This is a genomic window from Corallococcus terminator, from assembly GCF_003611635.1.
GTDB classification, from domain to species: domain Bacteria; phylum Myxococcota; class Myxococcia; order Myxococcales; family Myxococcaceae; genus Corallococcus; species Corallococcus terminator.
This window is the reverse complement of the sequence record NZ_RAVZ01000321.1, coordinates 1-11,208: the sequence shown is the minus strand read 5'-3', so window position 1 is coordinate 11,208 and position 11,208 is coordinate 1. Positions and strand designations below refer to the sequence as shown.

Genomic DNA, 11,208 nt, shown 5'->3' with positions numbered 1-11,208 from the left:
CGTCAGAACACCTCCGCCGCTTCGGAGCGCGTCGGACCGGAGCCCGGAGTGCCAGCGCTACGACCAGCTCCTGGCCGAGTGCCCCGATGCTTGCACAAGCAAGCAGTTCGACACGGGCACCCTGGAGCGCCTGGGCACCGCGGCCGGCGAAGCCCTTCCGCCCGAACCCGTGGACTGGCGTGCCTGCCACTGAGCCGTCCGTGCGCTCCGCCGTCGCAACGGGCCGCGTCATTCCACCTTCTCCCTTTTACAACCGTCGCCCGCTCCGCTATCCCGCGACCGTCACCAGGAGTGTCCCCGTGAAGCGAAGTCTGTGCGGTCTGCTCGTTGCCCTCGCGTTCACCGGCTGCAGCCAGGAGGCGCCCGGGAAGATCGAGCCCCTCCAGCGCCCGCCAGGAGCGCCGCCCGCGCCCGCGTCCACCGGGGACGCCCCCGCGCCCGTCGCCGCCGCGCCCGTCATCCCCAAGGACGCCGTGCTCCTGCGCTGGAAGCCCACCCCGGGCACCCCGGTCTCCTTCCGCCTGTCGCTCGCGTTGGATCGCGGCGCGCCCGCCTTCGAATCCGCCCCGGCGGAGCCCAAGGCCGACAAGAAGAAGAAGGGCGACAAGGACGCGGAAGCCCCCGCCGCCACCGCCGCGCCGGCCACCGTCCCCGGCGAATACACCTACGTGCTGGACCTGGACCGCGCCGGTGAGCGCCACCTGCGCATGACGCCCTCGGGTGGGGGCGCGCCGGAGGACGCCTCCGTGAGCGACCGCGGCTTCATCATCGACGGACTTCCGCAACGCGAGCGCAACCTGGCCACGCTCGTGCTGGAGCTGCCCCGGGATGCCGTGCGCCCCGGTGAGACCTGGTCGCTGGCCACCGCGCTGCTCACCCCGGACGCGCTGGGAACCCAGTTCCGCCGCGCCACCGGCGGCGCTGAACGGCGCAACCGCGTGAAGCTGGTCTCCGTCACCCCCGCCGACAACGGCGAGCAGGTGGCCACGCTGGAGTACGACCTCCTGGAGCAGTTCGGAGGACTCCTCACCCCCGCTCGCGCGGTCCCCAATCGCGGCGCCCGCCCGCCCGGCGCCCAGGGCCCGGCCAGCGATGACGACGCCGCCGGCCCCACCGAAGGCACCGAAGTGAGCGCCACGGTGAAGATCACCGGCCGGGGCGAGTTCCTGGTGAAGGCCGGGCAGTGGCGCTCCTGGGAGGGCACGCTCGCCACCAGCATGAAGGGGCCTGCCCAGTCCGCCGTGGGCCTGCCGCCGGGCACCTACCAGGCCCGCCTCGCCCCCGTCAGCGCGCCCCAGGCTCCCGCGACGCCGGCTCCCGCGGCTCCGACAGCGACGCCGCCCGCGCCGTAAGCGGCGGTCCATCCGACGCGCGCACCAGCCGCACCACGGCGTCCACCCATTCCGGGTGGGCGTTGAGGGACGGAACCAGCGTCAGCGACTCGCCGCCGGCCTCCACGAACTGCTCCTTCGCGCGGATGCCCACCTCTTCCAGCGTCTCCAGGCAGTCCGCCACGAAGGCCGGGCACATCACCGCCAGCCGCTTCACGCCCTTGGCCGCCAGCTCCGGCAGCACGATGTCCGTGTAGGGCTTCACCCACGGCGTGCGCCCCAGCCGCGACTGGAAGGACACGGTGTAGCCGCCCTCCGGCAACGCCAGCCGCCGGGCCAGGTTCCGCGCCGTGTCGAAGCACTGCGCGCGGTAGCAGTGCCGGTTCGCCGCCCCCAGCACGTCGCAGCAGCCCGCCGACGCCAGGCAGTGCTGCCCCGTGGGGTCGCTCTTGCGCATGTGGCGCTCCGGCAGTCCGTGGAAGCTGAACAGCACGTGGTCCGCTCTCGCGTCGTCAATCACCGGCCGGGCCACCGCCGCGAACGCATCCAGGAAGCCCGCGTCGTCGAAGAAGGCCGGCACCGCGCGCACGTTGGGCACGTCCCAACCTTCCGCCAGCACCTCGTACGTGCGCGCCAGCGACGACGACGCGGACGACGCGGCCTCGTGCGGGTACAGCGGCAGCACGGTGAACTCCGACACACCCTTCGCCTTGAGCGCCGCGATGGCGTCCGGCAGGGACGGGTTGCCGTAGCGCATGGCGAGCGCCACCTCGTAGTCCCCCTTCAACCGCTCCGCCACCGCCGCCTCCAGCTCTCGGCTGTACACGAGCAGCGGAGAGCCCTCCTTCGTCCACACCTTGCGGTACGCCTCCGCGCTCTTCGCGGGGCGGAACGGCAGGATGAAGAGGTTGAGCAGGAACCAGCGCCCCACCGGGTGGATGTCGATGACGCGCGGATCGTTGAGGAACTCGCGCAGGTAGCGGCGCACGGGCCCGGACTCGGGCGCGTCCGGCGTCCCCAGGTTGATGAGCAGCAATCCCCGCTTCGTGCTCGGCAGGACCATGCGCTTGAGGACTCCGGTGGGGGGTTTTCAGTGCAGCGCGTGCGGCAACGTCAGGGCGAACTCGGCGATGCGCGCCTCGAAGCGCGTGCCATCCGGACGCACCATCTCGTAGCTGCCGCGCATGGTGCCAAAGGGCGTCTTCAGCATCGCCCAGCTCGTGTACTCGAACCGCTCGCCCGGCCCCAGCCGGGGCTGGCGGCCCACCACGCCCTCGCCCTTCACCTCATCCACGTGGCCCTGGGCATCCGTGATGAGCCAGTGCCGGGCGTGGAGTTGGGCGGGAGCATCGCCGTCGTTGACGATCTCCACCTTGTACATGAAGGCGAACTGCCCGGCCTCGGGCGTGCTGCGCTCCGGCCAGAAGGTCGGCTCCACGGTGACGCGGATGCCATCGGTGGTGGCGGTGGACATGGCGGGAGACTTGGCAGCGACTCCCGCCCGATGCAAGGGAAACACTGCCTCCCGCCAGGACTCCCGGTCCTACCCGCGCTCCTGCTCCCGGGCGGGGGCCTCCGGCTGCTTGCCGGCTTCCGGGGCCTCGGCCACCTCGGGCGGCTTGGGGAACACCAGCGACGCGACGACGGCCGTCACCAGGCACCCGGCGATGACCGCCAGCGAGATGCCAATGGGAATCTTGTAGAAGTACTCCAGCAGCATCTTCACGCCGACGAAGCCCAGGATGACGCCCAGGGCAATCTTCAGCAGGTGGAACTTCTCCATCAGGCTGGAGACGACGAAGAAGAGCGAGCGCAGGCCCAGGATGGCGCAGACGTTGGACGTGTAGATGATGAACGCGTCCTTGCTGATGCCCAGCACCGCGGGGATGGAGTCCATCGCGAAGAGCAGGTCCGTGGCCTCCACCACCATCAGCACGATGAACAGCGGCGTCACCTTGCGCCGCCCGTCCTCGGTGGTGAAGAAGCGGCTGCCGTCCCCCTGACGCGCCACCGGCAGCAGGCGCCGGGACATCTTCACGATGAAGCCGGCCTCCGGATCCACGTCCTCGTCGTCCTTGGCGACGAGCATCTTCACGGCCGTGAACACGAGGAACGCGCCGAAGACGTAGATGAGCCAGTGGAACTTCGCGACCAGCGCCGTGCCCGCGAGGATGAGCACCGCGCGCATCACGAACGCGCCCAGGATGCCCCAGAAGAGCACCCGGTGCTGGTGCTGCGGCGGCACCCGGAAGTAGCCGAACACCATCAGGAAGACGAAGAGGTTGTCGACCGACAGCGCGTACTCCACCACGTACGCCGTCAGCCACTCCAACGCCGGGCCCTGGCCGCCCTGGTGCCAGATGCCTCCGCAGAACGCGAGGCTGATGCTCACCCACACGAGCGTCCAGAGCGTCGCCTCCTTCGGCGACACCGCGTGCTCCTTGCGGTGGAACAGCCCCAGGTCCAGGGCGAGCATCGCCAGGACGAAGACGTTGAAGCCCACCCAGGGCCAGACTGATTCGGTTAGCACGTGCGCCCGTTCCCGGTCCGAAGACGCCGCGCGAAGAAGGGGCCCCCAGGGGAAGGGGCCACCTCGCGCGTTCAAGCACGCTGCCTACCCCGGGACGGCCCCGGGGGCTACTTCCATCGCGACGCGCAGGCCCGCTACTCCCACTCCGTCGTCGGCCGGCGCAGCACCACCACGGAGCGCCCCGCCGCCTGCACCTTGCCCCCGGCGGGGGTGTGCGTGCGCTGCGACTCGCCCGTGGCCGCCGTGTCCACCACCAGCTCCCAGTCCGCGCCCCACTCCAGCGCGGGCAGCAGGAAGGTGATGGGTTCATGGTGCGCGTTGAGCAGCACCAGCAGCGTGTCCCCGACGATGCGGTAGCCCTCGTCGTCCGGCGTGGCGATGGCGTCCCCGCCCAGCAGGAAGGCCAGGGAGCGCACATAGGGCTTCTCCCAGTCCTCCCGCTTCATCTCCTTGCCGTCCGGCCGGAACCACGCCAGGTCCTTCAGCTCGCTGTCCCAGATGTGGGCGCCGCGGAAGAAGCGGCGCTTGCTCAGGACGGGCTGCTCGCGCCGCAGCTTCGCCATCCGGGTGGTGAACTCCAGGAGCTGGCGCTGCTTCTCGCTGAGCTCCCAGTTCACCCACGACAGCTCGTTGTCCTGGCAGTAGGCGTTGTTGTTGCCCTTCTGCGTGCGGCCCATCTCGTCGCCCGCCACCAGCATGGGCACGCCCTGCGACAGGAAGAGCGTCGACAGGAAGTTGCGCTTCTGCTGTTCGCGCAGCGCGTTCACCTTGGGGTCCGCCGTCTCTCCTTCCACGCCGCAGTTCCAGGCGTGGTTGTCGTTGGCGCCGTCCCGGTTGTCCTCGCCGTTGGCCTCGTTGTGCTTCTGGCTGTACGTGACCAGGTCGTGCAGCGTGAAGCCGTCATGCGCGGTGACGAAGTTCACGCTCGCCGTGGGCTTCCTGCCGGACAGCGCATACAGGTCGGAGCTGCCCGTGAGCCGCGAGCCGATCTCCGCCGCCTGCCGGTCATCGCCCTTCCAGTAGCGCCGGATGGTGTCGCGGTACTTGCCGTTCCACTCGCTCCACAGCACCGGGAAGTTGCCCACCTGGTAGCCGTAGTCGCCCACGTCCCAGGGCTCCGCGATGAGCTTCGCGCGGCTCAAGACGGGGTCCTGGTGGAGGATTTGAAAGAAGGCCGCGCGGGTGTCGTAGCCGTGCCTGTCGCGGCCCAGCGTCGTCGCCAGGTCGAAGCGGAAGCCGTCCACGTGCATCACTTCCACCCAGTAGCGCAGCGAGTCCGCCACCAGCTTCAGCGCGTACGGGTGCGTGGCGTTCCACGAATTGCCGCACCCGGTGAAGTCCATGAAGTAGCGCGGGTCCTTCTCGCTGAGCCGGTAGTACGCGCCGGCATCCAGCCCCTTGAAGGACAGCGTGGGGCCCAGGTGGTTGCCCTCGCAGGTGTGGTTGTAGACCACGTCGAGGATGACCTCGATGCCCGCGCGGTGCAGCAGCTTCACCATCCCCTTGAACTCCGCCACCTGTTCGCCCAGCGAACCCGACGCGCTGAAGCGCGCATCCGGGGCGAAGAAGTTCAGCGTGTTGTAGCCCCAGTAGTTGGAGCGCCCCTTCTGGGTGAGGAAGGGCTCATCCATGTACGCATGGATGGGCAGCAGCTCCACCGACGTCACCCCCACCTTCTTCATGTGCTCGATGGAGGCCGGGTGCGCCAGGCCCGCGTACGTGCCGCGCAGGTTCTCGGGGATGCCCGGGTGCAGCTTCGTGAAGCCCTTGACGTGCACCTCGTAGAGGACCGTCTTGTGCCAGGGGACCTCCGGCTTGCGGTCCTCCTCCCAGTCGAACCCGTCCGTCAGGATGACGCCCTTGGGCACGCCCCAGGCATCGTCCTGGGTGTCCATGGCCAGGTCCTCTTCCTTGCCGCCGTGCACGTAGGCGTGGAAGGGGGCCTTGGGGTCCACCTTGCCGTGCAGCGCCTTGGCGTACGGATCCACCAGGAGCTTGTGCGGGTTGAAGCGCAGCCCCTTCTTCGGCTCGTACGGTCCGTGAACGCGCAGGCCGTACAGACATCCGGCGTGCACGCCCGGCATGTAGCCATGCCAGACGTGGTTCGTCGTCTCCAACAGCGGGAAGCGCCGCGTCTCCTTCTTCGGATCCGCGGGGTCGAAGAGGCAGACCTCCACCTTCTTCGCATGCTCGCTGAACACGGCGAAGTTGACGCCGCTCCCGTCATACGTGGCGCCCAGGGGAAACGGCTTCCCTGGAAGCACCTCGGCCCTCCTCATCCAGCGCTCCTCTCCATCTCCAGCAGCACCACCGGGAACTCCGCGAGGAGCGGCCCCAGGGCCAGCCCCGCGCCTCCCGGCCCCTGCTGGGGACGGACCTGGCGCCCGGTGAAGACGTTGCGGAACATCATGCCCGCATATGCCTCCGGAAGGTCCAGGAACGTACCGTCATACGCCTGCGACAGCCCCCCGGACTCCAGCGCCTCCAGGGTGTAACGCGGCGCGCAGGCAATCAGCACCGTGTCGCCATGCGTGCGAGCGAAGCCCACCGCGGCCGGCGCGCGGGGCCCGGACACCTCCAGGGCCACGTAGCCGCCGCCCCGGAACAGGTCCGCGTGCTTCTGGCGCAGCCGCAGCGCCTCCGCCAGCAGGTAGAGCTTCACCTGCCCGTCATCCAGGTCCTTCGACAGCCGCGCGCACAGGGCCGCCCGGTCCTTCGCGGCCTCCGCGTCCAGCCCCGCCAGCAGCTTCTCCCTGAGGGCGTAGTCCACCGGCCGGCGGTTGTCCGGATCCACCAGGGACAGGTCCCACAGCTCACAGCCCTGGTACGTGTCCACCACGCCGGGCGACGCGAGCTTCAGGAGCAACTGCCCCAGCGCGTTGTGCTGGCCCGCGCGTTCGATGCGGCGCTTGAACGCGTGCACGTCGTCCAGGAACGCCTGGCCCTTCTTCGGGTCGAAGCAGGCGTCCACGTAGCGCGCCATCGCGTCGTCGTAGGAGGAGTCCGGGTTGGTCCACGAGGTGCGGACCTTGGCCTCCTTGATGGCCTTGCCCATGTACTCGCGCACGCGGCGGTGGAAGTCCTCCATCTGCTTCGTGGACACGTGCTCGCCCATGGGCCACGCGCCCACCACCGTCTGGAAGAAGAGGTAGGTGTCGTTGGCGGACGGGGCCGGGCCCGAGGGCAGGTGGGAGACGAAGGGCTGCGTCAGGTCCGCCCACGTGCGGGCCCGCTCGCGCCACGCCTCCGGCAGCTCGGTGAGGACGTTGATGCGCGCGCGCACGTCCTCGCTGCGCTTGGTGTCGTGGGTGCTGGAGGTGAGCATGCTCCCCGGCCAGCGCTCCGCGCGCTCCTGGTTGCGCAGGTGGAAGGTGGTGGCGCGCATGCCGAAGTGCTCCGGCTCGCCGCCCACCTCGTTGAGGCTCACCAGCCGGTTGTAGATGTAGAAGACCGTGTCCTCCAGGCCCTTGGCCATGACGGGGCCCGTCACCTGCTGCAGCTTCATCGCGAAGCGCAGCATCACGGCCTTCTCCTCGTCGCCCACGTGCTCCGGGTAGCGGCCCAGGAGGATGTCGCGCAGGAAGTCGAAGATGGACGCGTTGGTGGTGGTGTTGCGCTCCTTGGCGCGCTGGAGGGTCCACTCGATGTACTGCACGTCGCGCGCGTCCAGCTCCTGCCGCCAGCCGTCCACATAGGTGCGGTAGACGGGGAACAGCGCGATGAATTCGATGAGCGCACGCCTGAGGCTGTTGAGCGTGAAGTCGCGCGTGCGGCGGTTCATCTCCGAGATGCGGTTGAGTTCGTGCGCCAGGACGTTGATCTCACTGGCCATGGACACGCGCATGATGAGCAGCTTCTTCTGGTACGTCAGCTCCGCGAAGTCCTGCGTGCCACCGGCGAAGCGCTCGTACGTCTCCGTCAGGTGCGCCTCCGCCGCCGGGTGCACGAACAGGCCGCTCACCGCGTTGGCGAAGCGGTAGCCCGTGGTGCCGTGCACCGCCCACGCGTCCGGGATGCGCTCGCGGCCGCCTTGAATCTTCTCCACCGACACGAAGAGCGCCTTGCGCAGCGGGCTGTCCGGAGTGTCCATCACCTCCTGCCGCCACTTCGCGCGCAGGAGCGCCTCCACCTGCGGCCAGCGCGAATCCGAGCCACCCTTCAGCCCCGCCTCGAACCGCGCCCGCGCACGCTCCACGAAGAAGCGCTCCTGCAGGTCCAGGAAGTAGGCGGTGGGGTCGAAGAGGCCGTCCGGATGGTCGATGCGCAGGCCGGTGACCCGCCCCTCGCGCAGCCACTCGAAGATGAGCTGGTGGGCCTCCAGGAAGACGTCCGGATCCTCCACGCGGATGGCGGCCAGGCCGTTGATGTCGAAGAAGCGGCGGTAGTTGATCTCCTCGCCCGCCACGCGCCAGTGCGCCAACCGGTAGCTGCACTCCTGGAGGAGCGCGTCCAGCATGTCGAAGGAGCGCACGTTGCCGGGCGAGCCGTTGAACACCCGCACGTTCTCATCGATGTAGACCGCGAGCTCCGGGCTGTCCGCCACCGCCGAGGCGAGCCGCCGCTTGATGACCTCCTTCTCCCGGTGCCGCTCAATCACCTTCGCGCGCTCCACCTCCGTGCGCAGCGGCAGGTGCTCCAGCGCGGTGAGGATGGAGAGCAGCTCCACCAGGTGCGGGTGCTCCGCGCCCAACTGCGTCTCCAGCCGCTCCAGCCCGTGGCGCAGGATGCGCGCGTACTGGCGCGGGGCCACCGGCAGCCGGTGGTCGTAGTAGTTCAGGTGGAAGGAGCCCGCTTCGAAGGACAGCTTCAGCTCGCCGCGCTCCAGCACGATGCCGTACTGGTCGCCCAGGATGGGCAGCAGCACCTTGTCCGCCAGCTCGTCCTTCACCGGCCGCCAGTCGATGTCGAAGAACTTCGCGTAGACGGACGACGGGCCGTTCTCCAGCACGTCCAGCCACAGGCGGTTGTCGCGTTCGATGCCCATGTGGTTGGGCACCACGTCCAGCACCTGCCCCAGGCCGTGCTCGCGCAGGGTTTCGCAGAACTCCGCGTGGTCGTCCGGCGTGCCCACCTCCGGGTTGAGCCGCTGGTGGTCCACGCAGTCGTAGCCGTGGGTGCTGCCCGGCGTGGCCTTCAGATAAGGGGACGCATAGAAGTCGCTCACCCCCAGCCGGGTCAGGTACGGCACCACCGCCCGGGCCTGCTGGAAGGTGAAGCCCTGGTGCAACTGCATCCGGTAGGTGGACAGCGGCGTGACGCGCCGGGACTCCAGCTCCTGGTGCACCTGGCCGAACAGGCCGTCCGCCAGCGCTTCCACCGTCGTGTGCGTGCCATCCGCGTCCGCCTGCTTCGCGGTGCGCTCCCCTGCCTCGAGCCCGTCCTGGAACATGGTGCCCACAGGTAGGCCCGACGCGGCGCGTCCGCCAGCATCGAGTGAGGGGTCCGCCCCCTTTTCAACGCTCGGACAACCCCAAAAGCAGAGGGCCCGTCGCGCGCGATGCGTGACGAGCCCTCAAGTGGTCCTTCGGGTGACCGGCGACGGCCCCCGACGGCCCGGATGCCAATCAGCTCAGCTGCTTGTTCACCAGCGAGGTCATCTCGAACATGGTGACGTTCTTCTTGCCGCCGAAGATGGGCTTCAGCTTGTCGTCGGCGTTGATCTGCCGCTTGTTCTTCGCGTCCTGGAGGTTGTTCTTCTTGATGTAGGCCCAGAGCTTCTTCACAACCTCGGTCCGGGGCAGCGGCTTGGGACCGACGATCTCCGCCAGCGCGGCAGAGGGCGTCATTTCCTTCATGAACGCCGCGTTCGGCTTGCGCGTGTCACCGGCGGCCTTCTTCGCGGTGGTCTTCTTGGCGGCGGGAGCGGCAGTGGTCTTCTTCGCAGCGGCTTTCTTGGCGGCCATTCGTCTTGTGTCTCCTCCCCTCCGAAGGGGACGTTGCACGGCGTGCTTGCATCTTCAAGCTAGAGCCGATGGCGCGTAGTAGCACGGTCAAGCTTGAAAAACAGCGCTCTTCACGCGCTTTTTCCCTCGGGGAACGCCCGAAGCGACGTGTTCGGAGGCTAGAACTCGGCCCCGCAGCGCATTCTTCCCTCGGGAGCGGAAGTCCCGCGGCGCGTCTGGAGCCCTAGAAACCGGCTCCGGAAGGCGTTTTCCCTCGGGGATTGGGCCTGTGAACACGTCTGGAGGCGATTTCACGGGCCCGCGACAGCGTGCCCCCTCTGGAGGAGGGAGCCCATTTCGGCGGTGGACGGGATGTGGCTTTTCGGATGAAACAGCGCCCATGAAAGCCCTCATCACCGGCGCCGGCGGCTTCCTGGGGACCTGGCTCGCACGGGCGCTGGTCGCTCGCGGCGACCGTGTCTCATGCCTGTTGCGCCCCACCACCGACACCCGCGAGCTGGAGAAGGCACTGGAGGGCCACCCCTGGAAGCGCCTGACCGGGGACGTGACGGACCGCGCCTCCCTGGATGCCGCGGTGCAGGGCGTGGACGTCGTCTTCCACCTCGCGGGCATCCGACGCGCCGCGCAGCGGGACGAGTTCATCCGCGTCAACGCGGGCGGCACCCGGCTGCTCTGCGAGGCCCTGGCCGCCCTGCCCGCCACGGAAGCGGCCCCCCGGCCCCGGTTGGTGATGTGCGGGTCGCTGGCCTCGCACGGGCCCTCCACCCCGGAGCGCCCCCATGTGGAGGAGGACGCCTTCCATCCCCATGAGTGGTACGGCGAGAGCAAGGCGGAGGCGGAGAACATCGTTTTCTCCTTCAAGGACCGGCTGCCCGTCACGGTGATCCGCCCTCCCCGCATCCTGGGGCCCGGCGACCGGGAGAACCTGTCCTTCTTCAAGCTGGCGAAGCAGGGCATCCGCCTGGAGCTGGTGGGAGGGCCCCGTCCCCTCTCATTGGTGGACGTGGAGGACGTGGTGGACCTGCTCATCGTCCTGGCCGAACGGCCGGAGGCCCTGGGCGAGGCGTTCTTCTGCGCGGGCCCGGAGCGGCTGACCCTGGAGGAGATGCAGGACCTGGGCGCCAGGGCCCTGGGCTACCACCCGAAGACGGTGCGCATGCGACCGGCGGTGCTGACGGCCCTGGCCACGGCGGCGGACGGGGTGACGCGGCTGACCGGGAAGAAGCTGCCCCTGAACCGGAAGCTGGCGCGGCAGCTCCTGGCGCCCGCCTGGACGTGCTCCGGGGCCAAGGCCGAAAGGCTGCTGGGCTTCCGGCCGCGAAGAAATCTGGCGGAGTCGATCACCCGTAGTGGTGAATGGTATCGCGCGCAGGGCTGGTTATAGCCCCATGCGCCCAAAGGGCAGCCACCCTGCCCCGCCCCTTCCGGCATCGTTGACCGGACC

General features: G+C 69.2%; 9 protein-coding genes. 3 read left to right on the top strand and 6 right to left on the bottom strand.

The window, feature by feature from the left end:
• Together D7V88_RS43250 and D7V88_RS45285 are read left to right on the top strand one after the other, a co-directional pair.
• A partial coding sequence (locus tag D7V88_RS43250; RefSeq protein ID WP_158625208.1) for a hypothetical protein occupies positions 1 to 193 on the top strand: 193 nt, incomplete at its 5' end.
• Positions 194 to 299: 106 nt separating this feature from the next.
• Positions 300 to 1,352, top strand: a complete 1,053-nt coding sequence (locus D7V88_RS45285; RefSeq protein WP_120544592.1) for a hypothetical protein — start codon at positions 300 to 302, stop codon at positions 1,350 to 1,352.
• Here D7V88_RS45285 and hemH read toward each other — a convergent pair.
• From hemH to D7V88_RS32965, 6 genes are all read right to left on the bottom strand, one after another.
• Positions 1,285 to 2,394 carry a ferrochelatase gene (gene hemH, locus D7V88_RS32990; RefSeq protein WP_120544591.1) on the bottom strand — a complete coding sequence of 370 codons (1,110 nt, stop codon included), beginning with the start codon at positions 2,392 to 2,394 and terminating at the stop codon, positions 1,285 to 1,287. The genes D7V88_RS45285 and hemH overlap by 68 nt on opposite strands.
• Before the next feature lie 27 nt (positions 2,395 to 2,421).
• Positions 2,422 to 2,805, bottom strand: a complete 384-nt coding sequence (gene apaG, locus D7V88_RS32985) for a Co2+/Mg2+ efflux facilitator ApaG/CorD (RefSeq protein WP_120544590.1) — start codon at positions 2,803 to 2,805, stop codon at positions 2,422 to 2,424.
• 69 nt (positions 2,806 to 2,874) lie between these two features.
• Complete coding sequence (locus D7V88_RS32980) at positions 2,875 to 3,861, bottom strand: TerC family protein (protein ID WP_279636118.1); 987 nt, start codon at positions 3,859 to 3,861, stop codon at positions 2,875 to 2,877.
• 134 nt (positions 3,862 to 3,995) lie between these two features.
• Entirely contained in the window at positions 3,996 to 6,140 is a 2,145-nt protein-coding gene (glgX, locus tag D7V88_RS32975) for a glycogen debranching protein GlgX (protein WP_120544589.1), read from the bottom strand.
• Positions 6,137 to 9,250 carry a malto-oligosyltrehalose synthase gene (treY, locus tag D7V88_RS32970; protein WP_208726609.1) on the bottom strand — a complete coding sequence of 1,038 codons (3,114 nt, stop codon included), beginning with the start codon at positions 9,248 to 9,250 and terminating at the stop codon, positions 6,137 to 6,139. Before treY ends, glgX begins: the two co-directional genes overlap by 4 nt.
• Positions 9,251 to 9,425: 175 nt before the next feature.
• On the bottom strand, positions 9,426 to 9,764 hold the full coding sequence (locus tag D7V88_RS32965) for an SWIB/MDM2 domain-containing protein (protein WP_120533173.1): 339 nt from the start codon (positions 9,762 to 9,764) through the stop codon (positions 9,426 to 9,428).
• Between the two features lie 379 nt (positions 9,765 to 10,143).
• Here D7V88_RS32965 and D7V88_RS32960 point away from each other — a divergent pair, with 379 nt between their 5' ends.
• Positions 10,144 to 11,148 (top strand): NAD-dependent epimerase/dehydratase family protein, encoded by a 1,005-nt coding sequence (locus D7V88_RS32960; RefSeq protein WP_120544588.1) that lies wholly within the window; start codon positions 10,144 to 10,146, stop codon positions 11,146 to 11,148.
• The last annotated feature ends 60 nt before the right edge of the window (positions 11,149 to 11,208 follow it).

What these genes read in the sequence shown, in the direction of transcription:
- apaG (WP_120544590.1), bottom strand. Translation starts at nt 2,805, where the DNA reads ATGTCCACCGCCACCACCGATGGCATCCGCGTCACCGTGGAGCCGACC.
- D7V88_RS32965 (WP_120533173.1), bottom strand. Translation starts at nt 9,764, where the DNA reads ATGGCCGCCAAGAAAGCCGCTGCGAAGAAGACCACTGCCGCTCCCGCC.
- treY (WP_208726609.1), bottom strand. Translation starts at nt 9,250, where the DNA reads ATGTTCCAGGACGGGCTCGAGGCAGGGGAGCGCACCGCGAAGCAGGCG.
- glgX (WP_120544589.1), bottom strand. Translation starts at nt 6,140, where the DNA reads ATGAGGAGGGCCGAGGTGCTTCCAGGGAAGCCGTTTCCCCTGGGCGCC.
- hemH (WP_120544591.1), bottom strand. Translation starts at nt 2,394, where the DNA reads ATGGTCCTGCCGAGCACGAAGCGGGGATTGCTGCTCATCAACCTGGGG.
- D7V88_RS32960 (WP_120544588.1), top strand. Translation starts at nt 10,144, where the DNA reads ATGAAAGCCCTCATCACCGGCGCCGGCGGCTTCCTGGGGACCTGGCTC.